Origin of the sequence: Mesorhizobium sp. M1403 (assembly GCF_040317695.1) — a bacterium.
GTDB lineage: Bacteria > Pseudomonadota > Alphaproteobacteria > Rhizobiales > Rhizobiaceae > Mesorhizobium.
Map to the genome: position 1 here is coordinate 137968 of NZ_JAMYKY010000011.1, position 25349 is coordinate 163316.

General features: G+C 59.5%; 20 protein-coding genes and 11 pseudogenes. 12 read left to right on the top strand and 19 right to left on the bottom strand.

What is annotated here, in order from left to right; translation table 11 throughout:
• Positions 1 to 7: 7 nt before the first annotated feature.
• The 5 genes from NKH01_RS19185 (at position 8) to NKH01_RS19205 (ending at position 3859) form a co-directional block, all read left to right on the top strand.
• A complete protein-coding gene (locus NKH01_RS19185) occupies positions 8 to 1111 on the top strand; it encodes an IS5 family transposase (RefSeq protein ID WP_352749953.1) in 1104 nt (367 codons plus the stop codon).
• 208 nt (positions 1112 to 1319) lie between these two features.
• Complete coding sequence (locus NKH01_RS19190) at positions 1320 to 1451, top strand: hypothetical protein (protein WP_352595110.1); 132 nt, start codon at positions 1320 to 1322, stop codon at positions 1449 to 1451.
• A 39-nt stretch (positions 1452 to 1490) separates the two neighbouring features.
• Positions 1491 to 2072, top strand: coding sequence for a type II toxin-antitoxin system HipA family toxin (locus NKH01_RS19195; protein ID WP_353021778.1), 582 nt, complete (start codon positions 1491 to 1493; stop codon positions 2070 to 2072).
• A gap of 390 nt (positions 2073 to 2462) precedes the next feature.
• On the top strand, positions 2463 to 3014 hold the full coding sequence (locus NKH01_RS19200) for a P-loop NTPase family protein (protein ID WP_353021713.1): 552 nt from the start codon (positions 2463 to 2465) through the stop codon (positions 3012 to 3014).
• A 161-nt stretch (positions 3015 to 3175) separates the two neighbouring features.
• On the top strand, positions 3176 to 3859 hold the full coding sequence (locus tag NKH01_RS19205; RefSeq protein WP_353021715.1) for a GntR family transcriptional regulator: 684 nt from the start codon (positions 3176 to 3178) through the stop codon (positions 3857 to 3859).
• Positions 3860 to 3921: 62 nt separating this feature from the next.
• Here NKH01_RS19205 and NKH01_RS19210 read toward each other — a convergent pair whose 3' ends face one another.
• A complete protein-coding gene (locus NKH01_RS19210; protein ID WP_353021717.1) occupies positions 3922 to 5190 on the bottom strand; it encodes a pyridoxal phosphate-dependent decarboxylase family protein in 1269 nt (422 codons plus the stop codon).
• Between the two features lie 367 nt (positions 5191 to 5557).
• Between NKH01_RS19210 and NKH01_RS19215 the strand changes: the two are divergent.
• A pseudogene (locus tag NKH01_RS19215) lies at positions 5558 to 5756 on the top strand (transposase); the annotation flags it as partial.
• Between the two features lie 52 nt (positions 5757 to 5808).
• On the opposite strand, the pseudogene NKH01_RS19220 reads toward NKH01_RS19215, so the two are convergent.
• The 9 genes and pseudogenes from NKH01_RS19220 to NKH01_RS19260 all read right to left on the bottom strand — a co-directional run.
• A pseudogene (locus NKH01_RS19220) lies at positions 5809 to 7086 on the bottom strand (ISL3 family transposase); the annotation flags it as partial.
• Positions 7087 to 7217: 131 nt separating this feature from the next.
• Positions 7218 to 8423, bottom strand: a complete 1206-nt coding sequence (locus NKH01_RS19225; RefSeq protein ID WP_353021719.1) for an aminotransferase class I/II-fold pyridoxal phosphate-dependent enzyme — start codon at positions 8421 to 8423, stop codon at positions 7218 to 7220.
• A 225-nt stretch (positions 8424 to 8648) separates the two neighbouring features.
• Positions 8649 to 8936, bottom strand: a pseudogene (locus NKH01_RS35340) (transposase family protein); the annotation flags it as partial.
• A 392-nt stretch (positions 8937 to 9328) separates the two neighbouring features.
• Positions 9329 to 9565 (bottom strand): hypothetical protein, encoded by a 237-nt coding sequence (locus NKH01_RS19235; protein WP_353021721.1) that lies wholly within the window; start codon positions 9563 to 9565, stop codon positions 9329 to 9331.
• 32 nt (positions 9566 to 9597) lie between these two features.
• On the bottom strand, positions 9598 to 9873 hold the full coding sequence (locus tag NKH01_RS19240) for a recombinase zinc ribbon domain-containing protein (protein ID WP_353021781.1): 276 nt from the start codon (positions 9871 to 9873) through the stop codon (positions 9598 to 9600).
• A gap of 143 nt (positions 9874 to 10016) precedes the next feature.
• Positions 10017 to 10067 (bottom strand): annotated as a pseudogene (locus tag NKH01_RS19245) (hypothetical protein); the annotation flags it as partial.
• Positions 10064 to 10255: a hypothetical protein gene (locus NKH01_RS19250; RefSeq protein ID WP_353021783.1), complete on the bottom strand. Its 192-nt coding sequence runs from the start codon at positions 10253 to 10255 to the stop codon at positions 10064 to 10066. The pseudogene NKH01_RS19245 and the gene NKH01_RS19250, both read right to left, overlap by 4 nt.
• A gap of 122 nt (positions 10256 to 10377) precedes the next feature.
• Positions 10378 to 10587 (bottom strand): annotated as a pseudogene (locus NKH01_RS19255) (recombinase family protein); the annotation flags it as partial.
• Between the two features lie 288 nt (positions 10588 to 10875).
• Entirely contained in the window at positions 10876 to 11319 is a 444-nt protein-coding gene (locus NKH01_RS19260) for a GDP-mannose 4,6-dehydratase (RefSeq protein ID WP_353021723.1), read from the bottom strand.
• A 365-nt stretch (positions 11320 to 11684) separates the two neighbouring features.
• Between NKH01_RS19260 and NKH01_RS19265 the strand changes: the two genes are divergently transcribed.
• Positions 11685 to 12068, top strand: a complete 384-nt coding sequence (locus NKH01_RS19265; RefSeq protein ID WP_353021726.1) for a GNAT family N-acetyltransferase — start codon at positions 11685 to 11687, stop codon at positions 12066 to 12068.
• Here NKH01_RS19265 and NKH01_RS19270 read toward each other — a convergent pair.
• A complete protein-coding gene (locus NKH01_RS19270) occupies positions 11995 to 12345 on the bottom strand; it encodes a hypothetical protein (protein WP_352843033.1) in 351 nt (116 codons plus the stop codon). The two genes, NKH01_RS19265 and NKH01_RS19270, sit on opposite strands and share 74 nt — an antisense overlap.
• Positions 12346 to 13036: 691 nt before the next feature.
• Here NKH01_RS19270 and NKH01_RS19275 point away from each other — a divergent pair.
• A pseudogene (locus NKH01_RS19275) lies at positions 13037 to 13716 on the top strand (integrase core domain-containing protein); the annotation flags it as partial.
• Between the two features lie 472 nt (positions 13717 to 14188).
• Here NKH01_RS19275 and NKH01_RS19280 read toward each other — a convergent pair.
• On the bottom strand, positions 14189 to 14500 hold the full coding sequence (locus NKH01_RS19280) for a site-specific integrase (RefSeq protein ID WP_353021728.1): 312 nt from the start codon (positions 14498 to 14500) through the stop codon (positions 14189 to 14191).
• Positions 14487 to 15104 carry a tyrosine-type recombinase/integrase gene (locus NKH01_RS35345; protein WP_502912653.1) on the bottom strand — a complete coding sequence of 206 codons (618 nt, stop codon included), beginning with the start codon at positions 15102 to 15104 and terminating at the stop codon, positions 14487 to 14489. The genes NKH01_RS19280 and NKH01_RS35345 overlap by 14 nt, the downstream gene beginning before the upstream one ends.
• Here NKH01_RS35345 and NKH01_RS19285 point away from each other — a divergent pair.
• Positions 15039 to 15221, top strand: coding sequence for a hypothetical protein (locus NKH01_RS19285; RefSeq protein ID WP_353021730.1), 183 nt, complete (start codon positions 15039 to 15041; stop codon positions 15219 to 15221). The genes NKH01_RS35345 and NKH01_RS19285 overlap by 66 nt on opposite strands.
• A gap of 554 nt (positions 15222 to 15775) precedes the next feature.
• On the opposite strand, the pseudogene NKH01_RS35350 reads toward NKH01_RS19285, so the two are convergent.
• Positions 15776 to 15996 (bottom strand): annotated as a pseudogene (locus NKH01_RS35350) (IS701 family transposase); the annotation flags it as partial.
• A gap of 477 nt (positions 15997 to 16473) precedes the next feature.
• Here NKH01_RS35350 and NKH01_RS19290 point away from each other — a divergent pair.
• Positions 16474 to 17691: an ATP-grasp domain-containing protein gene (locus NKH01_RS19290; protein ID WP_353021731.1), complete on the top strand. Its 1218-nt coding sequence runs from the start codon at positions 16474 to 16476 to the stop codon at positions 17689 to 17691.
• Positions 17692 to 17892: 201 nt separating this feature from the next.
• Here the strand turns inward: NKH01_RS19290 and tnpC are convergent.
• The 3 genes from tnpC to tnpA all read right to left on the bottom strand — a co-directional run bounded on the left by tnpC (position 17893) and on the right by tnpA (position 20329).
• A protein-coding gene (tnpC, locus tag NKH01_RS19295; RefSeq protein ID WP_353021733.1) for an IS66 family transposase occupies positions 17893 to 19547 on the bottom strand; the annotation gives its coding sequence in 2 pieces (ribosomal slippage) (positions 17893 to 18495 and positions 18498 to 19547; 1653 coding nt in all).
• A 45-nt stretch (positions 19548 to 19592) separates the two neighbouring features.
• Positions 19593 to 19940: an IS66 family insertion sequence element accessory protein TnpB gene (tnpB, locus tag NKH01_RS19300; protein ID WP_353021735.1), complete on the bottom strand. Its 348-nt coding sequence runs from the start codon at positions 19938 to 19940 to the stop codon at positions 19593 to 19595.
• Positions 19937 to 20329 (bottom strand): IS66-like element accessory protein TnpA, encoded by a 393-nt coding sequence (gene tnpA, locus NKH01_RS19305; RefSeq protein WP_353021737.1) that lies wholly within the window; start codon positions 20327 to 20329, stop codon positions 19937 to 19939. Before tnpA ends, tnpB begins: the two co-directional genes overlap by 4 nt.
• A 287-nt stretch (positions 20330 to 20616) precedes the next feature.
• Here tnpA and NKH01_RS19310 point away from each other — a divergent pair.
• Positions 20617 to 21945: pseudogene (locus tag NKH01_RS19310) on the top strand (aspartate aminotransferase family protein).
• Positions 21946 to 22286: 341 nt separating this feature from the next.
• Here the strand turns inward: NKH01_RS19310 and NKH01_RS19315 are convergent.
• Together NKH01_RS19315 and NKH01_RS19320 are read right to left on the bottom strand one after the other, a co-directional pair.
• Positions 22287 to 22799 (bottom strand): annotated as a pseudogene (locus NKH01_RS19315) (transposase); the annotation flags it as partial.
• 568 nt (positions 22800 to 23367) lie between these two features.
• Positions 23368 to 24533 (bottom strand): annotated as a pseudogene (locus NKH01_RS19320) (IS110 family RNA-guided transposase).
• A gap of 142 nt (positions 24534 to 24675) precedes the next feature.
• Here NKH01_RS19320 and NKH01_RS19325 point away from each other — a divergent pair.
• A pseudogene (locus NKH01_RS19325) lies at positions 24676 to 24916 on the top strand (oligopeptide/dipeptide ABC transporter ATP-binding protein); the annotation flags it as partial.
• Positions 24917 to 25349: the final 433 nt, after the last annotated feature.

Genomic DNA, 25349 nt, shown 5'->3' on the forward strand with positions numbered 1-25349 from the left:
GTGACGAGTGCGCGGCGGCGACGATCGAACTGGCGAACTTTTCAGCTACGTGGACCTTGAGGTCCGGGTTCGGCGCAATCATCCATTGCGGGCGATCAGGACGATCGTGACTGAAGCCCTGTCGAGGCTGGAGCGTGAGTTCGCGGCGCTATATTCGCCGATCGGACGGCCATCTATCCCGCCGGAGAAGCTGCTGCGGGCGATGCTTTTGCAGGCGTTCTATTCGATCCGCTCGGAGCGGCTTTTGATGGAACGGTTGGAATACGACCTCCTGTTCCGCTGGTTCGTCGGCATCGGCGTCGACGACGCAGCCTGGGACCATTCGGTGTTCTCCAAAAACCGTGACCGGCTGCTGGAGGGCGATATCGCGGCGAAGTTCCTGGCGGCCGTGCTGGCGCAACCCAAAGTCAAGAAGCTCCTGTCCACGGATCACTTCTCGGTCGACGGCACGCTGATCGAGGCCTGGGCTTCGATGAAGAGCGTCAAGCCAAAGGGCGGCCCAAGCGGCGGTCATGGCGAACCGCCGGCAGACGGCGGCGGACGCAATGCGGAAGCGGACTTCCACGGCGAGAGGCGATCGAACGAGACGCACACCTCGACTACCGACCCCGACGCCAGGCTCTACCGCAAAGGGCGGGGCAAGGAGGCCAGGTTGTGCTTCATGGGACATGGGTTGATGGAGAACCGCCACGGCCTGCTGGTGGAAGCCTGTCTGACGCTGGCCGACGGACATGCCGAGCGGGTGGCGGCCCTGCACATGATCGAACCTCGTGCCGACCGGCCGCGGGCGATCACGCTCGGTGCCGACAAGGCCTATGACGCAGAGGACTTCGTCAACGAGTTGCGCTCGATGAAGGTGACACCCCACGTAGCGCAGAACACGAACGGCCGTCGTTCGGCGATCGATCGCCGCACCACGCGCCACGGTGGCTATGCCGTCAGCCAGCGCATCAGAAAGCGCATCGAAGAGGCGTTCGGCTGGATCAAAACCGTCGCTGGGCAGGAGAAGACCAAATTGCGTGGCCGCGACCGCGTTGGGTGGGCCTTCACCTTCGCGGCCGCCGCCTACAATCTGGTGCGGCTGCCCAAGCTCTTGGCGGCGTCGAAATGACCGTGCCCGCAGGCTGGCAACTGATCGGCCGCTGGCGGATATCGAAGCCGATCTGTGGGATCGCGGTTACCTGAACCTCGGTGGACCCGCAACCATCGCCATCGGAGCCGACAACAACGGCGAGATCGCCTTTGGCGCCCTGCAAGCCGGCCTCGATCTGAGCTACAGCCCCTCGATAGTTCACTTCACATGGGCCGGGTCTGACGAGATGGATGAAGTCACAGGCGACGGCTATGCCGAATTGCTCGACGACGGCTCGATCGAGATCACATTCGCCTACCACAACGGCGACGAGGCCATCCTCAAGGCAATACGTCAGACTTCTTCAACAGCCTGCTAGAAGTCCGATTTTGAGGGCGTTCCCGAGGAATTCAACACGCTGTCGGAGGGCAAGGTCCTTCTCGTCAAACGCTTCGATCGCGGCGCCGATGGCGAGAGGATGCACATCGAGGATTTCGCTCAGGTCTTCGGTGTCTATCCCTCGCGCAAATATGAGGGGGCCGCTTATCACGACATAGCCTTGGCCCTTGGCGTGGCCGTCTCGCCTACGGCAGCTCTCGAATTCGTTCGCCGCCTGGTGCTGACGGTCATCACCGGCAATGGCGACATGCACCTGAAGAACTGGTCTTTGATTTATCCCGGCAACGGCGACAAGCCGGTCTCGCACCAATCTACGACGTCCTGTCGACCGTGCAATATTCCCGCCGACGCCATGGCGCTTTCGCTTGGAGGGGAGCGCTCGTTCAAGGCGCTAGCAGCACCGCGATGGAAAGCATTTGCGAACCGTGCAAGGCTTCCGGCGCCGGCAGTCCTGAAGGCAGTGGTCGAGACCGTCGAACTCGTCAACGAGCACTGGTGGCATCTGCCTGAGCGCGACGTTGTCGCAGCGAAAGTGCTCGAGCGGATCGACGAACATGTGAAGGCGATGACGCCGATACTGAACTCCTGCGCCGATAAGTGAGCCGAGTCCCCTTGGGTTGGTGATATGGCGGAATTATCCGCCCGTGGCCCGGATGGATGGCCGTGGATCGATGGTATGCCAGCGTGGCGCGCAAGATTCCGCGCAGTGTCGATGAGGACACGCGAGAACCAAGCGGGAACAGAAGAGTTCGCAGCATCCTGCTTAACGCTAGAGGGTCGAGATGCTGTTCGCCCACCTCAACACAACGATGCGGTTCGAACGAATGCGGCGACTGAGGATCGCGATCCGACGCTTTGTGTCGCCATTCTCGGGTCCGCTACACGGCTTGTTCCGACGATCCTTTCTTTGGCCTCGCGCTAAATCCCTGAAAAGCAACCATGAAATTATTCTTCGGTTCGATCAGCCAAATTGGCACGAGTCTTGAGATCCTTGGGTGCGAGGCGGCGACAGCTGCCCGACCGGCATTCATGTCGCGGCAGCCGCGATGAATGGAACGAAGGAAGGAAAGCTACATGTGGTCTGCGTCAGATCGCCTTTTACGGCAAGGCATCGGCAAGTCTACCACCTCCCAAAATACGCTCGCCGCCCTTGTCGACCTCGGGCAGAGAAATCCTCATCGTGGGCTGCGGCCCCAAAGCCGACTCCACCCGCCTGATCCTGAACGCGAAGGCGCATCTGGCGGCAAAGGAAGACCGGGTGGAAGACCTCGAACTCAAGGATGTGCTCAAGATTGGCTATAAGGGCAAGTGCTGCCGGACGCCAGAACCGTGTGGAAAGCCTGCCCTTGCGGATGCACCACTACAACCGCCTTCATCCGCACAAGCCCTCGGCTATCGTTCGCCCCGCGAGATCATCACGGGTCAAACCCAGCCTGAGCGTGTCCGATCATTCGGGGGTAACAACCTGTGTGACAGCAATAGGCGCGTTCCACCACCGCTTGTCACATCCGCAGCAATGCGCCTTTATCACCCAACTCTCTAAAAGCTGCGCTAAAGAGGGGTTCAGTCTAGCTCGCATATTTGTGATGTCAATATGGTAAATTTGATATATATATCAAAACGCACGCGGGAATTTCAAAACTTCCTTGTTGCAGAAGCATCGATCAAAACGGTATGGGAAAGTCATAAAACTCGAGGATCGAATTGACCACCCCAAACTCCGCTGTTTTGAGGGACCAGGTTTACGACCGATTGGGTGAGCTGATTCGTTGCGGGCAGTACTCTCCTGGCGAGAAGATCACCATAAGAAACCTTGCGAAAGACTTTTCAATGAGCCCAACGCCTGTTCGTGAGGGTCTCTATCGCTTAATATCTGAGGGCGTCTTACAAGGTGAGGCGAACAGATCGGCATTGATACCGCTTCTAACGCCTCAGGAGATCGCGGAGCTTAAGGATATCCGTTTGCACATCGAGTGCTTTGCCGCAAAGCGCGCTGCACTAAGGGGCACGCCAGAGATTGCAGGAAGGTTGCGCAAGACATCCGAAAAACTGAAAAAGGCTCGTGCCGCTGGTGATCGTCGTGCGGACATTGCGCTGGTATATCAATTTCAGTTTGAACTATACACTGCGTGTAGCATGCCAAACCTTATTCGAATAATCAATTCACTTTGGCTTAAAACGGGCCCATACCTAAATCTGCTTTACCCTCATTATATTTCCTCGATATCAGCTGATCGCGGCGACTGGCGGGAAAGGATAGCCGCGGGGGTTGAAAGCAAAGATGCCGCTGCTGTTACCGAAGAGATCAGACAGGACATTGACCAGGCGCTGACCTACATCGCTAGTATCATTGAGGCTGCCGCAATGCTGAATCAGACACGTGGGTAGCGCTACTATGCCCATTGCGGGGCAACTGTCGCTGAATCAAGAGATTACTGACATTTGATCACCTATCTGGCCCCATAGGTCCCAACAAGTGAACGATCGAAGGAGTTCTCGCCAGCAGCTGTAAGCTGAGCAACGACCTGCCGAAGGTCGGCCAAGTAGGCCTCCACCACTTCCCCAAAAGCCAGACTGAGAATGCCCAAATTGATTGCAGGTGGATACGGGGACGGTGCCACAGTATACCAACCCTTGGCAGCCAGGCCTGCCGCGATATCGGCTACGTCAAGCGATTTCGAACCATAACTCATCACCGTAAGTTCAGGCTCGCCATAAATGAATAGACCCTCAATCGCGGGGATATCTCGTATTAGCTTTTCACGAACCTGCCAGATCTGATCGGCGATCTTACGATACCCTTGATTGCCGAGGAAGCGCATGACCGCCCACGCAGCGGCTATGCTAGCACCAGAGCGCGTGCCGGCGAATGTCGACGTCACATATCGTCCTCGTGACCAGTTGTCGAAGTCAAATACTTGGTACCGTTGGTAACCGGTATCCGAAAAGGCAACAATCGAAGCGCCTTTCGGCGCAAAGCCATATTTGTGTAGGTCTGCCGAAATGGACTTCACGCCCTCCACCCGAAAATCCCAAGGAGGGATCCGGTGTCCATTCTGCTCGGCGAAGGGAGAGAAAAAGCCCCCAATGCACGCGTCTGTATGAAACCATACGTTTCGGGAAGACGCTAGAGCAGCAAGTTCCTCAATCTGATCGAAAACTCCGATAGTGAACTGCGGGGCCGACCCGGCCATTATGATTGTTTGATCGTCCAGAGCTACTTTAATTGCGTTAATGTCAGTTTTGAAGTCGGAACGCGGCAAAAGTCGTACAACATCCAGCCCCAAATACTTTGCGGCTTTATCGAAAGCCGGGTGCGCGCTGTGGGAAATCAGCATTTTTGGCTTGGTGACTTCCGGGCGATTTGCTTTTGCCCACTCCCGTGCAGTCTTCATCGCGATAAAAATACTTTCGGTTCCCCCTGATGTAATACTGGCTGCACCACCATTCGCGTGAAACAGGGATAGTGCCCACCCCGCAACCTCTGACTCAAATTTCTTGATTGATGGAAATGCACTGAGTCCCAACGCATTGGTGGCGTGGAATTTTTCAAGCGCGATTTTACCAACGCGATCAACATCGTCGTTGGCAAAATGAACATAAAAGCCCGGCAAGCGCCCTCCTCTCCAGTCCACGTCCTCTTGCCTGGCATACTCCATTGCCTGCCAAATGGCCGCTTCTTCCAGACCATTTTCCGGGAACGACGTATCTTTTTTCATCCGGCATGCTCCTTAGTGATATCATTTCTTGCATAATTATATTTCACTTTCAACAAAAAAATATCACATTAGCAAGCTGTCGCAGGCGTGCATCCACCATGGGCGGAACAAGCGGGTTGCAGATCTGGAAGACAGGTATGGGCCAGTTCCGCCCTTCGCGGACTTTGTTGGCTATTATAGGCGCCCTATAGCTGCCGATATCAGTCACCTCGCGCGCGACTGGCAGATGGTGCTCGACATTCGCGGCGAACTGGACGTTAAAGCCCAGAACCGGCAACCTATCGGGTCGCGGTATGGTGGTGGGCCCGGACCCATAAAGGGTTTCCATTGATGTGGCTGTCAACATTCAGGGTCTCCGATGGAGGCTATGGATGAGTCGAGACTCTGGCTGGCGGACGCGCAATTTTCGAAGTTGAAGCCGCACCTGCTACCGACACGTGCGCCACGGGTGGATCCACCGGGGGGTTATCGGGGGCATCATCCATGTCATCAAGAGCGGCGTGTTGGTCGATGCGCCTGCGGCATATGGCCCGAGAAAGACGTTCTACAACCGCTTCCAGCGTTGGGTGTGGAATCGGCGCGCAAAATTGGCTCTGCGCATTTTGGTGCGGAAGCGCATCAGCTCGGTCCGACGACGCGGGCACGAAGCAGGTCGATTTTTCCGCGACCATACATCTGGCGTTTGACGAGCTTGAGCTTTGTGATCTGGCCCTCCGTTTGGCCGTTGGACCAGGGTGAGGAGATCGCCACTGCGGCATAATCCTTCGCGATGCTGTCGGCGAAAGAGGCGATCAAGCTGGGACGGGCCCGTTCGAGCCAGGCGTCCAACCCCGCCAGCGCCCGCGCCGGATCATGCCCTGAAAGCCGGCGATGATCTCGCGGGCTTCTACGAGGAGGGTACTCCGACCTCGATCGCCGCGACCGTGACGGTCTCGGCCTTGATAGGTTTTGCGGCCGATCGTCAACAGCCGCGCGATGGTCCGCGCTGCCGGCGCTCGGCTCAGCGCTTCGCCGTCCGACTTGTCGGCGCCACGGCGACGGGAAGCCACACGTTACGGTCGGGAAGGCCGCCGCGGAACCCCGGGCTTTAAGATCCCGCCCAGCTCGGCCCCGTTGCGCCGACCAGCAGCCCATTGAGCATCGAGCCATGGCAGGTACAGCTCGAGGGAGCTTTCCCGGACTCGGAAGACGTCGCTCCGCTGGCTGCGCAGAATTCTTCGAACCAGCCCGCGGCTGTAGCCGGTTCGACGGACGATCTCCTTGACGGCGACGCCCTCTTTGGACAGCTCGAGGACCGCCATGTTGGTTCCTATCGCGCGAGATAGCCCACGTACTGCAGCCGCTCAGCGGCGGTCAGCAGGTCGGGCTTGATCGTTGCGGCGCCGCACGGTGCGGATCTGTCGCATGGATCTGCGGACTGCGTCGAGGAAAGCGCGGCTGGCGTTTTCCATTAGATGCCAGCGATCAGCAGCGGCGGCTAGGGCGTAGCCGCCGCCACGGTCCCGGGCGACGACCTTGATCTGCCTCTGGTCCATGGAGCCAAGCCTGGGCGGTCGCAGGTTCTCGGTCCGGCAGCAAGGCGATCGTCCGGCGCCGCTCCAGATTGCAGATGATTGTGCCGTAGCGCTGATTGCGCCGCCACGCCCAATCGTCGATCCTGATAACGGTTGGAGGGATGAAGCCGCGAGCGCCGCGCCGTCGAACCACGCGCAGCAAGGTGTCGTTGCTGACCGGCAGCATCAGTCTGCGGGCGAAGCTTGCGGCTGGCCTGCCGCCCAAAACCAGCGCGAGATGATGGACGATATGATCAAGCCGGCCGGTCCGACGGGACCAGGGTACCAGTACGCCGCCATCAAAGCGCTCAGCGAAAATCTGCCGAGCGCAGGGTTGGTGGCCGTCGCGCAACCCGGACAGGTCGCCGTTTGCGCCCGCGGTTCACGCAGTCGCCGTCTGCGCCCGCGGTTCACGCAGCTTTTCAGCATGTTGTCAGTTCACCATCGAACCTCCTTCTGCTTGCTGCAGGCACATTATGGACGGACACTGCCTATGTCTCGGATTGATGCACAAAGCTGGGTGACCTCTTCCAGACTGTGGTCCGCAGTCAGGCATACGCGCAAAGCAGCCTTGTCCCGGGGCACCGTCGGATAGAATGCTGCGGCCACATAAAAGCCGCGCCGCAATAGCTCTGCCGCCGCATCAACCGCTGCCCGAGACTCACCAATCGGGACCATCCGGATTGGCATTCCGTCACCTGACGATTGCGTCGGCATTTTCTCGTCAAAAGCTTGAACAACCCTACTCAGGCGGGCCTGGCGCTCACCCAGCTCCGCAGAACGATGAATCTCTGCTGATGCTAAGGCACCTGCAATTCCGGCCAAGTCTGGCCCCATTGAGAATGCATGCGGGACGGCATAACGTCTAAGGAGATTCTCCTGCTCTTCCGTCCCAAGCATGAGGACACCGCCGGTCACTCCGAAGCCCTTGCTCAAAGAAGCCGCGATGATTGTGTTTTCGCCTAGATCTGTGATTTGGGATTTGGCATATCCTTGGCCATGCCTTCCGCGGATTGAGATGCCATGCGCATCGTCGATGTAGATGAAAAGCCCATAGCGTTCTTGGAGACGCAAAAGCTCACGGATTGGGGCATTTCCGCCCATTGAATACACACCATCGCATATGTAGGCGACGCGCGTGTGTTTCTGACAAATACGCTCCAGTTCCTCAGTGTCGTTGTGCCTAATTTGCAGAACCTCGGCATCTTCGGCCATAACAGCCTTGTGGTATGCCAAAGTGGCATGGGCAAATCGGTCGAACACCAGTACCGGCTTGCGTCCTCTGGTGAAAGCCCCGCATGCGAGTAACGGGAGCGCGCTCATGTTCGCCGTTAGAACCAACGAGTATACGATAACCCGAGCATCGAAAAGTTCAGATAGGCTGTATTCGAGATCTCGAGTTAGCGAAAAATTCAATCTCGTGCGTGCACCGGACCACTGTATCGAGCGATATGACGCTAATGCTGCTATCGCAGCGTTCACGATCATTGGATGGTTATCAAGCCCGAGATAGCTGCCCCTCGCGAATTCTATAACCGATCGTCCCGGCTCGAGCTCCACGTGTCGCTGCTTAAGCGAGCGGGCATATAGTGTCATTATTCCTTTGGAGTACGCATAGTCGAAATCTGATCTCGACTTCTCAATCACGCTTGCAAGGTCACGAAATCTCTGCTTGTCCACGTCACTCTCCGTCAAAATGATCATAAGATAATTTACGTTTGTTCATCATCGGCAACCCCGCCACGTAGCCAATGTGTCCCTTCAAAAGTCGTGCCAATTTTGCAGAAGGGGAGGTTGAACTAGAGGTCTGTCAACCATTTGTTCAGGATGCAGCAGCAATCAGGCAGGTCCCGCTACGTCGTAGGCTCGACAGACCTGACAAACGTGTCAGTTCCGGGTTCGGAGGCTATACGAGAAACTGCCGGTTCTGTTCTTCTTGGGCGGGATGTTGGCCCATGCCCGTTCTGTGCGGCAAGGCTGCGAATGGCGTCACTGTCATAAGCGCGGGCGGCGAGCAGGATTGCATCGGGCTGGAGGGCGAGCATGGCGATGGCGGGCTTGCCGACGTGGGCGTGTGCAGCCGTGCACGAGATCGATCAGCCGGCCTTCGGCATCGACAAGCGCATGGATTTTCGTGGTGAGCCCGCCGCGGGAACGTCCCATGCAACCATCGTCAGCGCCCCCTTTTTTGCCGTGGCGTACTGGTGGACGCGGACACATAATGATCTCGATCTCGGATCGTGGTCGAGTAGCGGGGCACCCCGCAAGGGGCGGGCATCACGCCCTGAACGCAAAAGGTAACTTCGGTCGGAGGACGGCGCATTACGATTTGGGGAGGGCGGTTCGCTGCCGGTCGCAGGCGTAGTCGGTTGCGCCGGAATCGAGTGGCGGATCGTGATGATGTCGTCATCCACCAAGACCTCCTTGACCAACAAGCGGACGATTCTCTGGCGGTCGCTGGTTTCCAAAGTCTCTGCCGATTGCCGCTGGCGCTGGAGGAAAGCGGTCAATGTCTCGGCCAATCGCAGGAATGACATGCGGTCGGCGGCCTGAACGCGGATCGCCTGCAGCTCGGCTCGCAGTCCCTATTCGCGGGCCCGCAGTTCGGGCATGCTGCGGCGCAGTTCGTCCAAAGACATGAGATCTTCCTGGTAGGCGGTCAACAGGCGCTCGATGCCTTTGCCGGCGCGCGTGAGGTCGCGTTCGACCGCCTCCTGCTGTTTCTTCGTCGACTCGCTCGCACGGGCCGCATCAAGGCGACGGTCAAGCTCAGCGGTGATACGCTCAGGTCCCTCGATCAGCCAAATGACCTCCTGCCACACGATGTAGTCTAGTTGGCGTTTGTGGACGGAAACTAGTCTAAGTCTAGCAGATCCTGGCGGATCGGGCGGCTGTCGCGAACGGAACCGCCGAGATGGCGCCAGCCATCCGAACCCAGGCAGCGGTAATAGTGGATTTTGCGGGCCGAGCTCCGGGCCGACGTGCGGTAGAGCGCGTACCCGCATTTGCGGCATGACACCAAGCCCTGCACGAGGCCGGGCTCAATGGTGCGCCGCGGCGCCAAGCGCTTGTTGTCGGCCAGGCGTTCTGCCGCCAACGCGAAGGTCTCTTCGCTGATAAGGGCGGGCACCGGTATTTCGATCCATTCCTCCCGCGGCCGCTCGTGCGCACAGTCTTTCCGCCATGAACCGCCCGACCCGACAGGCGGAATGGCTTCGTCACATTTTGCCGTGGCCCAACTTTCGTCTTGTTGAAGCAGGCGGTGCCTTTGTAGGCGGGGTTGCGCAACATGCCCCACACGACCGAACGCTCCCAGCGGGTCACGCGCTTGCGTGTCGGCCGGCCCTTTCCCGCAGCAGCCGGGCGATGGCGCCGATGCTCAGGTCCTCGACCGTGTATTTGTCGAATATCAGCCTCACCACTGCCGCCTCGGCGGCGTCAATCTCGTAACGCGCCGGCGTTTCGGGCGTCTTGCGGATGTAGCGATAGCCGTAGGGCGCCCCACCGAGCACAGAGACTTCGCCGGCTTTGGCGCGGTGACGTTTGCCGCGGCGGGAGCGTTCCAGAATCTGGGCCGTTCGTACTCGGCGATCATGCCCTGGAACTGCAGCATCAGCTGATCTTCCGGCGTGCCGGCATGCGGCGCTTTTATAAAAATGGTCTCGACGCCATGGCGGGCGAACTCTTCGGTCCGAACGACCTGATAGGCATACTTGCGGCTCAGCCGATCCGGCCCATGGATGAGCGCTTGGATTTGGCCCTCGGCCGCGAGGTCGCGCAACCGCCCCAAGCCGGGCCGCAGCAGGCTCGCGCCGCGGCGAACTCTTGACGGAGGCCACGCCATTTGGGTTGGCTTCGCATTTCCCCTCGATATGCAAAGAGTATTTGCCGAAAGCCCCAAAAATTGTTGTCCGAACAGGGGGAGCGACAAGCAGACGTGGTCGCAAAACGGCGTGTGATCTGCACCGCAAATCCGCTTTGGATCGTTTGGACTAGGTTTATCCGGTTTTGTCGCAACGAGTGAGTTGGGACGCAGTAAGGATTGGTGCGCTGCTGGTCAGGCAGCGAGATGGCGAACGGTTCGGCCAGGGACAGAGTCGGATTGAAGGCGTACCGCGCCTGTCGCTTGTCATTATCTTTTCACGTAATCGAGCGCGATTTCGTAGGCGGCAATCGGCCTCAACCATTTTTGAGACGAGCCCATCGAAAATGGTCTTTGGCTTCTAACGAGCTTGGTGGCCGCCTTAGAGGCGTCGCCGATCAGCAGGTCAACCTCGGTCGGACGGAAATATCGCTTGTCTATACGGATCAGCGTCTGGTTATCCCTGCGTTTGCGGCCCGCCTCGTCAACGCCTCCTCCTCCCAGACGATATCTCCTTATCGACTCGCCTGAAGGCAGCCTCGACAAAGCTGCGGACCGCGAAAAGCGCAGGCCCCCGTCCCATCTGAGTCTCGACAACCATGCGCCTAAAGCATTCGATTCAGCAATCAGTTTATCAGACGGCCTGCCGTTTATGCGAGAAGGGGTCGCCAGCCGTTGTGGCTCTCCAGCGAGGTCAACGTGTAGCAGTCTCAAGTAACGCTATCCGACACCTCGTGTCGGGTTTGTCGTGTCACGCGGCACAGGGTCGTTTAGCCACTCTTGTGTTTTGCCTCAGGCTAAATAGCTAAAATCAGTCAGGAAATTCCTTCTTCGGTTCGATCAGCCAAATTGGCATGGGTTTTGACCCCTTTGCAGTGAGGCGGCGAGAGCTGCCGACCGGCATCATGTCGCGGGTAACCGCGATGAATGGAACGAGGGACGGAATTTCACATGAATCTGGAAACAGAACGTTTATTCATGCGCCCAATACGTCCTTGGGACGCCGATGCCTTGCATCGCCTGCAATGTGATTCGCTAGTGGTCGAATCGACGATGGGGGAATTCCGCCAACGCGAGAAATGTCTGATGCGCGGCTGTCCCTCTATCTTCATGAGTGGGAAGCCTACGGGTATGGATTCTGGATGGTCTATGAACGAGAGGACAATGGCGACTTGCGCTTCGTAGGGCGGTCCGGGCTGCTCCACTTCGATGACAACGCCATTGAAGTCGGATGCTGCTTGTTCGGAGCCCGGTGCGGTCAGGGGATTGGGCCGGAAAGCTCTAAGCCAGTGATCGAATTCGCCTTCGCAACCCAACCTATCGATCGGTTGGTCACTTTCATACGCTCGACGAATATACGATCTCTCAGAGCGAGAACCCGACAGGGCTTTACCTGCCTTGGGCCGGCTGTCTTTGATGGAACAAACTATCAGTTCTTGGAATTGCGCCGTCCGCCTCAGTGATGCTCAGCAAACTGCTGCGCTTCGGGCTCAAAGTTGTCCGGGTCAGGCCGCCAGGCCAATGTCGTCGGCCTGATCTCCCCAAGCTCGATGGCATGTTCGGCTCAAAAGCGTGACTTTTCGTACCGAAACAAGCCTTTCCGGTGACGACCACGAACTCAAGCTTGGAGATGTCGATGCCTTGGCTGGAACAAACGGCGGGATCGTGACTGAATGCCGGCTTGCTGGTGAGGAGAAAGAAGGGCCGATCCTCGACCAGAATAAACAGCGGTGTCGCCAAGAGAACCTCTTCGCTGCCATAGAACGGTCCCGCCAGCGTAAGCTCTCCATCGCTGACATGGACGACCTACCCGGTGATGCGTCTTGGTTCGAAGCCAGCCGTTATGTGACCGCGACCTCGAGGGTCACCTCTTGCCCGAGACGACGCGCGTGTCGCATTTTCGGCGTCTGTTAATTTCCACTAAGAACTGAACCGGAGTTGCGGGATCATTTCCTTCGAGAATTGACCGCCACTTAGGTATGTTGCGGGTCTGTTTTTCTCCTTCATGGTTTTGGCGTCATGCGCCGAGCTATTCTGAAGCGGAAGCTGTCGTTTTTCGGTTTCGAGGATGCCGGCGCGTGCCAACCCTTTTCACGGCGGCGTTTGCCGCTCTCATCGGCGATCCCGTGAGGCATAGTGCGCCACCGCGCACTGGTCCCGCAGCCTGCGCGACAGGACCTCGTTGACCAGCATGTCTGCGGTCTTGACGCCGACGCCGACGCCGATGATCCGCACCAGCAAGCGAACCATCGCACGTCGGCCCGTTCGCCATAACCGGAGCCGCCGGGAGCCGGCACAGGCGGTCCTGCTCGATCGCGCGAATCTGGCGCAGCCGCTCAAGCAAACGGCGCAGCTCGGCGCGGGTGTTGTCTGGCAACTTCGCCCTGCGGATGTGTCTCGAGGGCGGCTTGGCGCAGGCTCAGCCGGAAGTCTCTATGCGCTTCAGCCGACGATCCCTCACCTGTCGCGGTCTTCATTGCATCGCTGCCTGCAGCGGCTCGGCATCAGCCGGCTCCCGGAGATCGAAGGCGACAAGGCGCCCAAGAAGAAGTTCAAAGCCTATCCGATCGGCTTCTTCCACATCGACATTGCCGAGGTGCAAACGGCCGAGGGCAAGCTGCGCCTGTTCGTAGCCATCGACCGCACATCCAAGTTCGCCTACGCCGAGCTCCACCGGGAGGCAGGCAAGATGGTCGCAGCTCAGTTCCTGCGCAGGTCCCCTACACTATCCACACGGTGCTGACCGACAACGGCATCCAGTTCACCAACCACGCCCGTCACAGATACGCGTTCCACCACATCTTCGATCGCGTCTGCGACGAGAACGGCATCGAGCACAGGCTCACCAAGATCAACCATCCCTGGACAAACGGACAGGTGGAACGGATGACCCGAACCATCAAGGACGCGACCGTCAAGCGCTTCCACTACGACAGCCAGGAACAACTGCGTCGCCACCTTCAGGACTTCATCGACGCCTACAATTTCGGCCGCAGGCTAAACACGCTGAAGGGCCTCACACCGTACGAGTTCATCTGCAAACGATGGACTTCAGACCCGGATCGATTCATCATTGATCCAATCCATCAAATGCCGGGACTGAACAACTAGGTTCTTCCGCTCGCGGTTTGGCCCGCGTGTCCTCCTCCTCGATCGTCAGGATCGCCGCATGGTGCATTGGCACTTCTCGCGGCGCAGCCAATCGAGAAAAGGCGCGCGTCAGCGACTCCGCGTCAAGACGATCGGTCTTGGCGGCAGTGCTCGCGCGATACCGCAACGCTTGAAGGGTGGATCACATAGGCCTCGATCCCGCGGGCCCGCAGCCAGAGCGCCAGCCAGAAGCCGTTCGCGGCCTGCATCATAGGCAACGGCAATGCGTTTGATCGTGTGCCCAGTCTGGCCGGCTGCGTCGCGCCAGCGCTGCGACACTTCAACAGCGCTTCCGCGTCGGCCTCGATCTTCTTGAAGGGCCTTGGCGTTGAGACCCGCAACGAGCGCTGTAACGAGCCACTTCGCTTGGCCCATCTCGATCACGGCGCTTAACGTGTTATCCTGTTTGAGAGCGGTGAGGGACCTGCTCACGTCAAAAGATTGTGACATGGGGCGCCTCCTTCAGTGCCGAAAGATGCCATACCCTCGCCGCTTGCGCCAGCCATTGCGACATGGTCTTCAGTTCGCGGCCGATCTCGTGCGCGGGGAATAGATCGAATATCCTGGCTTTTCTATTCGGCGGCGCGATCACGGAACGGTCGACGTCGTGGTGAAGCAAGTCCATCGCCAGCGTGTGTCGAAGCACATGAGGCGTCACATGCTTTCCGGACAATGAGGTGCAGCGACGATGCGCAATGGCAAGATGTTTGTTGAGCAAGTATTGCAGGGCGTCATGGCTCAGCACCGTGCCGGTGATGGTCGGAAGGGCAGGTTCTGGGGCCTAGCCCTGGCCTTCTTGAAACCAACTGCGCAGAACCGCGATGGCCTCTTTGCGCAGGGGTGTGTTGCGGATTTTGCGCCCCTTGCCTTGACGCGCCGGGGACGAGCACGACGTCCTGGCAGCGCAGACCGCGGAGTTCGGAGGCGCGCAGTCCGGTTTGGACGGCCAGAAGCAGCAACGCCCGATCGCGCCGCCCGCTCCAGATATTGAGGTCAGGGGCGGCGAGCAGAGCGGCCACTTGTCTCTGTCGCATCAGCCGGTCCATGAAGAAACTCTCCAGCAGAGTGGGAAATGTGCTGGCGCTCTTCATGCGGGTTCTCCCCGCTCGGACGGCTCCACTCGCAGTAGGGCGCATTGCAGTAACTCTGGCGTTGCGGTGAGATAGCAGTAGGTGTCGGTGACGCCGCGTCGAGCAGATCGGACGAACGTGCCGCAAATAGTCGACCAGCGCCGCACCGACGTCCGCCGGTAATGACAGTCGCCCCAGCCGCTGGCCCTTGCCGTGGACGACAATCTCGCCATAATCGCGCTGACCGACCGGCGTGCCGCGATCGCAAAACGCGAGCATCTGCTGGACCAGGCGGAAGGTGCGCCAAGCTCCAGTGGGGCACCCGAGGCACTGCGCGAGCGAGATCCGTCGCGATTGCGCCCCGGTGTTGCCGCAGAAACGAGCGCAATGCTGTGATCACTGTGATCATCAGCTGAGCCCGGCGACGGCTTCCCGTGTTAGTGTAACGGACAACGAAACGATGGGCATCCATTGGGCGCAGCTCATCTAGCCCCATCGACTTGTTCTCAAACGGCCCGATTGGAAAGCTTCGAACAATCGGCAGATATTTGCTCAAGGTCGCCGGTGAGAGCCCACGCTCCGCACTCAGGTAGCGCCCGAAATCTTGGATCTCTCCAATCAACTCTGGCGGGACGGCTCGAATGCAATCGAGGTCACGTAAGTACCTGAGCAGTTGCCGACCAGTGGCCGCCTCGCCACGCCGCAAATAGCCCCGGCGGCGGGCTGCATGATACTGACGGAGAACCTCCTCATCGAGCACATCCGGCGAAGTTTGCACCCATCGAGCCAGCGACTGAGATCCGCTACGGTTCGCACTTATCGTGCACCGACCCCGGCGTGTAACCCTCACCGCCGGCCCTGGGCGGTCTGTCGGCCGAATTGAGAAACTGACCCCTATTGCCTCACCGGAGAATTTACCGAGCGTGGTGCTGCCGACATGACCCGCGCGATAGCGACTGCATCCGATAGGGCCGCTCCGCTCCGGACTGCTCAGCCATCAGCCAGCCTGTCTTCCGCTCAATCGGAACGAAGGCCGTCAAGGAAATCTGCGCCCGTCTCCCGCAGCTCACGAGAGGAAGCACCCGCCCAACCAGCGCCTTCAGCGCTGTGAACTCCTGCTCCCAGCCAACAACGACCCTGACCACGAAGTGACAGACGTGGCTCCCTCCATAACCTGTCGCAAGGAATCAGAAAATCAAATGATCCGCAACTGTAGGACTAGAACGCCCTCCGGAAGACTCCTTTTTGAACGGGTTTGGAAGCTGTGTGCTCAGTGTGGACATGTTTCAGCTTGTGCTTGATTGTTAATTGGTTTCGGAAGAGGGGAGGGCGGCCTCTTCATCGGCGCGTCGTTCATGCGCGACGCTCACGCCACGGCGCACGATTTACCGGTGACGATCACTGACCGGTCGAACCGGCGCGCCTTGAAGCTCACAACCCTCAGAAATTCATCAAGACGCTCCGTGCCACGGCCCGGTAAGCAAACCGGTTGCAACAGATCCTTCAAGTAAATTCACAGAATCTTTGCGACCTAAAATCGCTGACAATGGTACGTTCACTACAAGGTCTGAGATCAGGCACGGCTGAAAAAGCTTTGCCGATGCACGCTCGGACCGGCGCACCCCTCGCAACGTCGGAGTCAACGGCCATGGCAAGAAGAGCGCTGATCCTGGTTGAAGGCTCAAGGTATAATGGTCCGCTATACGTCCAAGCAGCTCTGCAAATTGGTCTTCATCCAATTGTCCTGTCGGCTAATCCAGCTCAGTACGACTATCTTGGGGCCGAAGGAATTGAGGCAATCCGTGTCGATACAGCCGATCTCGATGCGCTGACCCGCGAATGCTCGCGGCTGCATGCAACCTATGACATCGCTGGCATTACGTCCGTCGGGGACTCGTTCTATGCGACAGTTGGCAAGCTCTGCCGCCATTTCGATCTACCGGGACCGAACCCCACATCCATTGAACGATGCTGCAATAAATTCACTCAACGTCAGCTTCTCGCGGAGGCGGGCGTTCCAATACCTGATTATCGCTTGGCAACGGATGCGGCGGACATAGAAAGCTCTGCCGATGAAATCGGGCTGCCGGTGATTCTTAAACCAGCCGTAGGTGCCGGCAGCAGAGGTGTCCGACTGTGCCGCAACCTCGATGAGTTAGCCGAACATACGACCTATCTGTTGGGCGGGCAGCACATATGGCAGTCCTCGCCGAGGATACTGGTCGAAGAATTCGCACAAGGCCCCTATTATTGCGCCGAGATAATGGGAGATAAGGTCACTGGAATTTTCGCCGGTGACTTCGGGCCCCCGCCGCATTTCGTCTTTCGTGAGTTCACCTTTCCGGCGCTGCTGACCAATGACGAGCATGAGCGTATCGCCGGTGTTTCGCTGGGGTGTTTGCGAGCTCTCGGCCTTGGCTGGGGGCCAACCTGCATTGAATTCCGGTGGACGAAGCTTGGCCCAGTCGTCATTGAAGTCAATCCGCGTCTTGGTGGCGCGCCCGGGCCTCAACTGCTTCAGGTGGCTTACGGGCTCGATGTCATCACCGAGCACATCAAGCTTGTCATCGGCGACGAATTGAATTTACGCAGAAGGCATTCGCACGTCGCGGCCGCGCGGTTCCTCGTTCCTGATCGCGATGGCATCCTTGATTGGATCGAAGGCGACAGTCAGGCGGTTGCCATACCCGGTGTAGCCGAAGTCAAATTCTATGTTGAAGCCAAGACGCCAATCGTCAGGAAAGGCGATCTCCGAGACTGGATCGGGTATGTCATCGCCGCTTCCCCCAGCCGTGCTCAGACAGAGGCGATACTTCAGCATGCCGTCGACACAATCGAGTGGTCGATTACACCATTTTCGACCTGACCTAAGCCCTAATCTCCTTCGGGGCTGAGGGAGAGCTTGTTTTTGACGCTCCATACCATTCTTTGGACCCGCTGGCGTTTCTCGTGGTCTATCTGCGCCGATCCTCCACTTCGGCATCGGCATCGTACGCATACGACGAAGGCCGCATGATTGGGACACGCGCGCGTGCGCGGCGGGCTCTATGATGGCGATGCGTGAAGGTCAGGCGGCCTGCTGATCGGCGGCCTTGTCGGCTTCGCGCAGGCGCTTCCATTCCCAAGGCAGTAGTTCGTGCAGACGCGAAGCGGGAAGATCAGCAATGCGGGCCAGGACATCGGCGAGCCAGGCTTTTGGGTCGATGTCGTTGAGGCGTGCCGTGGTGATGAGGGTAAGCATAACGGCGGCGCGGTCGGCGCCGCGCTGGGAACCGGCGAAGGTCCAGTTGCGCCTTCCCAGAGCAATGCCACGCAGCGCTCTTTCGGCCGCGTTGTTGCTGAGGCAGATTCTGCCGTCGTCGATGAAGCGGGCGAAGTCGGCCCAGCGCCTGAGCATGTAATTGATTGGCTTCAGGACCTCGGAAGAGCGCGAGAGGGTATCGCGCTCGCGGAGCAACCAGGCGTGCATGTCGTCGAGAAGTGGTTTGCTCTTCTCCTGCCGCACGGCATACCGCTCGGCAGCGCTGCGGCCGTTGATGGCGCGCTCGATCTCGAACAGTGCGTCGAGGCGCCTGACCGCCTCCAGCGCGATCGGGGAGATCGGTTTGCCCTTCTTGCCATCCCGGGCCTTTTTCGCGATGTCGGCCAATTCGAAGAATCCTCGCCGCGCGCATGGGCGTAGCAAAAGGCCGGCGTGATCGGCTGCTCCTTCCGCTGCGGGTCGAACAGCGGCTCGAAGCCGCTGTAACAGTCGCACTGAAGGATGCCGGCGAACCCGGCCAGATGCTTCTGAGGACGCTCGCCGCGCCGGTCGCTCGAGGCGTAATAGATCGCCGCCGGCGGCGCAGGCCCGGCGAAGGGACGGTCGTCGCGCGTATAGGTCCATATGCGCCCGGTCACGCACTTGCCCTTCGCCAAGATGCGAATGGTGGTGTCGTCGCCATGAAGGCGCTCGGCCGCGAGCACATGGCGCTCGATCAGCTGGAAGAGCGGCATGACGGCGAAGGTTCCGTGGCCGACCTGATCGGCCAGCGTCGACAGCGGCAGCTCGATCCCCTCGGCCTTGAAGCGCGCGCTCTGGCGGTTGAGTGGAGCATGCATGCCGAACTTGTCGAACAGGATTGTCGCCAGCAGTTGGGGACCGATGAAGCCGCGCGGCGTGACATGGAACGGCGCCGGCGGCTGGGTGATCTTCTCGCAGTCGCGGCAGGTAAACTTTTCGCGCACCGTTTCGATCAGCTTGAAGCGGCGCGGGATCTCCTCCAGCGTCTCGGTCACGTCCTCGCCCAGCTTGGACAGCCGGAATCCGCCGCAGCAGGCGCAGGCGGTGGGAGGCTCGATGACGACGCGCTCGCGTTCGATAGTCTCTGGCCAGGGCTTACGCACTGGTCGCTTGCGCGCGAAGGCGCGCACGCTCTGGGTTTTCGCCACCGCAGCGGCCGCGGCAAGCTCATCCTCGCTCGCCGCGGTCACGAGGTCTTCGAGCTGAAGTTCCATCTGCTCGATCAGGCGCGCCGTGCGTTCGGAACGCTGGCCGTATTTCTCGCGCTTCAGCTTCTCGATCATAAGCTGTAGATGTGCAATCAGCGCCTCGGTGTCCGATAGTTTCGCCTGCGCGCTGGCAGCCACCGCCTCGGCTTGTCGGCGTGCTTCGCGTTCAGCCCGCAGTGCCGCCAGGGCACTCGCGAGGTCCGAAGGAAGATCATCCGGCTTCAACGTCATGAGGCCAGTGAATCAGATTTTGCCTGCAATTTCAAAATGTAAATGCTAGCCGACCCGCGTTGGACGCCGTGTTTCCTGAGGGTTACGCCAATCGATCCCGGACAGGAGATAGCTCAACTGCGCCGTTGATATCGTAACGCTTCCGTCTGCCAGAGATGGCCAGATGTAGCGGCCGCGCTCAAGACGTCTCGTAAACAGGCACGATCCTTGCCCATCATGCCAAATGATCTTCAGGAGATCACCTCTTTTACCGCGAAAGCAAAAAATATGACCGCTCAGCGGATCCTTCTTCAAGATCTCCTGCACGCGTAGAGCAAGGCTGGGAAAGCCGCAGCGCATGTCGGTGTAACCCGTCGCCAGCCACACTCGCACCCCCGTCGGAATTGGGATCATCGCAGCGTTTCCAGGCCGCGCATGACCCGAAGCAGCGCTTCCACGTGAACGTCGGGCTCGACGATGACCCTGCGGCCATTCACGCTCACCACTTCCATGCGCCCGCCAGCCGGTTCTGGACCTTTCTCTGGCTGCTCCGGTACGATCATCGCTGGCACGAAACCGCAGACGCCACCTTCGCCAAGCCGACCCTCGCGATGCGCCTTGCGCCAGGCAAACAGCAGTGGGGTGGAAATCCCGTGACGCCGCGCTGTCGCGGATGCCTGCCGCGGAGCCGAATAGCTCTCCTCGACGATCCGCAGCTTCTCCCCCTCCGACCAGCGGCGCCGGCGGCCAGTGTCAACAATCTCGAGACGAGTGACTTGGCGACGGTCAGTAGCGATATCCATACCGACAGTCAGCTACACCCTCCGTTCGCCCGCAAGGCGGCCCTCCTCGGACGCGTACTCGGCATCGACGGCGCGGTAAATCTCTTTGAGTGCGCTGGCGAGGCTCTTGCGGTCTTTCCGGAAGAGTATGGTGATGCGTTCCAATTTCGGGAGCAGGGCAGGTATTGCGACATCAGACGAGTGAGGAAGTGGTCGATCGACGGACCGGGCAAACGGTCTCGATTCCTTTGCGACAAAACAAATGACAAGCGACACTTTTCGGGAGATCTGATGTGCCAAACAAATTCATGACGGCGCCCAACATTGCACTGCTTGGCCCGCAATCGAACAAATTGTTTGCCCGAGGCCGCGCGGTTTTTCCGGGTGGCATTACCCGCGCTACGGTTGAACGCGATCCGACGCCGCGCTACATCCTGAAGGGTGACGGCGCGTATCTGATTGACGTTGACGGACAACGTTTTCTGGATCTCAGCAACAATTTCACCACGCTGATCCATGGGCATGGTTTTCTTCCGGCGCTTGATGCGGTGGCGCGTCTCCTTCGCGACGGTACCTGCTTTTCCAATCCGACCGCTCATGAGATCGACTTGGCAGAACTGCTGGTTGACCGCATTCCGGCGGTTGAACAAATTCGCTTCGTCAACACTGGCACCGAGGCGGTGATGTTCGCCATCAAGGCGGCGCGCGCATTCACCGGACGCCCGGGCATTGCCAAGACCGAAGGCGCCTATCACGGCTCCTATGACTGGGCCGAGGCGGACCTGGGAGGTACGCCCGCAACATGGTGATCGCCGGATGGGCCTGTCGCCGTGCCGGCCTATGCAGGCACACCGGCATCGGTTGCTGATGAGGTCGTCATTCTTCGGTTCAATGATGCCGACGGTGCGCGTCGCAGGATCGCAGCTGCCGCCGATCGCCTAGCCTGTATCCTGCTCGACCCAATGCCGAGCAGCGGTGGCCTTATCCCGCCTGATCCTGACTTCATCGCCGCTGTAGTCGAAACCGCGCGCCAACATGGCATTCTCGTCGTTTGCGACGAAGTGCTCAATCTTCGCCAAGGCTATCGTGGCGCATCCGCACGCTATGGGATCGAGCCTGACCTGATTGCCGCCGGCAAGATTATCGGTGGCGGATTTCCAATCGGTGCCATTGGCGGATCGCGCCGCGTCATGAGCGTCTTCGACGGATCGGCCGGACGGGCCAAAGTGGCGCAGGCTGGCACCTTCTCGGCAAAATCCGATCTCAATGGTCGCCGGTCGCGTCAGTATGGAAGCCAGACGGAAGCGGCTTTCGCTCGCCTGGAGGAAATGGGGAATCGGCTCCGCACTGCGCTCGCCGCCGCCATCAGCCGCCATCAGGCCCGCTATGTCATCAGCGGCGCAGCGTCGCTCTTTCGCATCCACCCCAAACAAACGCTTCCGCGCGACTATCGCGAAGCCTACCCGTCGACCGATGAGGCGGGCGCGTTGAAAGCAATAAGCCGTTTCTTCCGCAGTGAGGGTATCCTTCTTCATGCCGACACTTCGGCCTCGCTATCGACGGCAATGTCTGATGCCGACATCGACAAGATCGTGAACGTCTTCGAACGGTTCCTGGCGACAGCGCCAGCTTCGTGAGGAGGTCTGCTGAGGGCCTGTGAGGACCAGGATTGAAGCAAGCCGATGGCGGGCTGGCTTCCGAGTAGGACTCCCGGACTTCCGACTGTGATCAGCGCATTCGTAATGCCGGGAGCACCCGGCCAAAAGAGGAGGAACAGAACATGACCATTACTAGACGCGACTTGATCAAGGTTCGCGGAGTTGGAACGTGTAGGTCTTCTTGTCGTCGGAAACGCCCCACTTTTCGACCATTTACGTTGATCACCCCGGTCCCATGCCGGAGAGCGCGGCGATCCAGCCGTCAGCTACACCATTACCTGGGATACGATCGATTCGGGATCGGGGCTGCCGCGATCAGCGCCGCCGCGGCGCACCTTCAGGTAGGTGGCGTCGATCACATATATGGCCAGTCGCCCTCGATGGGTCTTTCAAAGAACGCTTTGACCTTGCCGTCGATCTTTTCGCACAGCCGGCTGACCTGGCTTTTGGAGATGCCGCTCATGCCCATGGCCTTGACCAGATCGTCGACCGAGCGGGTCGAGATCCCCTGGATGTAGGCCTCCTGGATGGCGGCGGTCAGCGCCTTCTCGGCCATGCGGCGCGGTTCGAGGAAACCGGGGAAGTAGGAGCCCTTCCTGAGCTTGGGGATGCGCAGCTCGACGGTGCCGGCGCGCGTGTCCCAGTCGCGCTCGCGATAGCCGTTGCGCTGGGCCGTGCGCAACGGGCTCTTCTCGCCATAGGCGGCGCCGGTGGCGGCCCCAAACCTCCAGCTCCATCAGCCGCTCGGCGGCAAAGCCGATCATCTCGCGCAAGAGATCGGAATCCGGAGTCTTCTCCACGAGCGCGCGCAGGTTCATCATGTCGTCGGTCATCGATGGTTCCTTCGGATCAGGTTGGTGTCAGCAACCCGACCTTACCGGCGAACTGTCGATGACCACCGCAAAGCCGCTCGCTCGCTTGTATGGGCTAATCTTTGTCAAGGTGATCTTTCAGTCGTCCCGTCTCCTTGTTCAGCCGTGTGCGCCCATTTGTTCCTGCTTTGGCTCCGGGGTCCATTGGGGCGCCGCGCAGTGACGGTCAAGGGTGGGCCTTTGGCCATCGCGAAGCGACTTGCCCTTGATGGTCACGAGCACGGCGGCAGCGCTACATTGAGCCGGCAGGTGCTGTTTGTAGAGGTCTACAACTTCAAACCGAGGGGAGCTCGCCATCAGGCGCCCGTAAACGCGCCGCAAGCTTGTATGCGGTTGATCCTCGCGGATCAAAAACCATGATGCAGCCATACGCATCGGCGGCGAAGCTCCGGGCGGTGGGCCCATTCTACAGCGCGGCGTCGTAAGCCATGTGAGCGACCGGGATCACCACCACCTCGGATCGTTATTGGCAGACGCTATTGCAGCTGCCAAACTTCAATGCTCGTCCTGTCGAACGCTCCTCCATGCTTTATACCGGACGCAGGGCTACTCCCGTCGGGATCTCGCCGGTCGTGACAAGTCGCCAGAAGGCAATCAGTAGCTTACGCGCCAAAGCCACGATCATTGTCTTGCGCGTACCGCCACGGCCATCGGCCGTTCTCGCGCAAAACCAGTGCGCCAGCGCGCTGTTCTTTTGGAATTGGAGGAACCGCCAAGCCAATAGGATCATGCCGTAGCGGACCGAGCGTTGCCGGCCCGCGCAAGACCTTTCTCGCGCCTGCGTTGGCCGCTCTCATCCGGCGCCCCGGTAAGTCCGGCATAGCGGGCGACGGCTCGCCGATCACGCAGGCCGCGTGAGAGAATCTCATTCACCAGCATGTCCGCAGTCTCGATACCGACACCGATGATCCGCGCAAGAAGGCGAACCATCGCGAGCGGACCCTTCTCCGTGTCCGGAACCACCGAGAGCTGCCGCAACCGCTCCTGTTCGATCTCGTGGATTTGTTCACGCAACAGGTGAAGCCGTCCGAGATTAGGGCGCAACTCGGCTCGGCTTCGTTCTGGTAGGGGCATACCTTCCGCCGTATGCAGAGCCTCCAGTTTCTCGGCAGCTTTGCGCAGATTGGGTTTGAAGGCGCGAATGCCGAAGCGAGCGAGGATTGCCTTGATGCGGTTGACGATCCGTGTACGTTCGCGGACGAGATTGTCTCGTTCACGGTTCGGACGGCGGGCCTCCTCCTCATTGATGGTTGGGATGGCTGCCATGCTGCAGTGGCGCTTCTCGCCCCGCAGCCAGCCAAGAAAGGCGCGCATCAGCAGTTCGGTATCGAGGCGATCGGTCTTGGCACGCCGATGTTCACGGGAAACCGCGACGCTCGATGGATGTATGACATAAGCTTCGACAGCGCGCGCCTGGAGCCAGCGCGCCAACCAAAAGCCGTCGCGTCCAGCCTCATAGGCGACAACGATGCGCCGGACTTCACGCCCGGCTTGGATGGCTTCGCTGCGCCAGCGGCGCAACAGCCTGAACACCGAATCCGGGTCGGCATCGAGCTTCTTGAGAGGGTTACGTTCAAAGCCAGGGACCGTCGCAGCAATGAGCCACTTTGTCTGGCTCATCTCAATCACTGCGACCAACGTGCTGTCCTGATCAAGGGCGGTAAGGGATTTGCTTGCATCAAAGGATGGTGACATGGGGCGCTCCTTAGGTAGCTGCTCAACAGCGTCGAGGGTGCCACACGCTCGCCGCCGCCCATAGCATCTACAGCGCTATCGAGGGCGCGCTCGCGAGCGGCTTCGCTACCCGCCGAGCTACACCACCTGTAGGGACGCGACCCCGAATCCTACGGAAGTTCGGCTGGAGGCACCCGTTGAGGGCGAAGTGCCAAGCCCCATCAACCCGCCGAGTGGGTGCGCGTTTCACCCGCGCTGCGCTCGCGGTCGAGCGTTGCCGCATCGAAGTGCTACCCTAGGTCCCAATGGCAGACGGACGGGTCGTGGCCTGTAATGTGCGCGCTCCGGCCACTGACATCTCGGTCCAACCGGTTACAGCGGCAGTTATTCACCTGCTCATATAGTTTAGCCCCATCATCCGGTCCCAGTGCATCGAAAAAACAGCGGAGAAACTGATGCTCTTGAAACATAGGAGATAAAATGGATTCTCACGAAGCAGGACACCCTGTAAACCTGCGGGATGGTGGCTTTGATACGGTGGGTTGTCGGATCGTCTCACCGCTTGATTGCTCGCCTGGTACGAGACCAAAATCAGTTGGCCTAGATTCAAGAAGCCTGTGAAGTCGCCGACTTCCGCGACCAACACCACCGCATTGATCAGTGCGATTCCCCGCATCGCCTGCAACGTCGCCCGTCATGGCGTTTTGTTATGAGGCTCAGGCCCAGCAATCATAGGGTCTAACAAGCCCGGACTACGGAAACCGGAATCCTAATGGCGATTGCTCGGCAGGAGAGCGCTCGTTCGAGTGAGGCTGAGTGCGGTCAGGCTTCCTTATC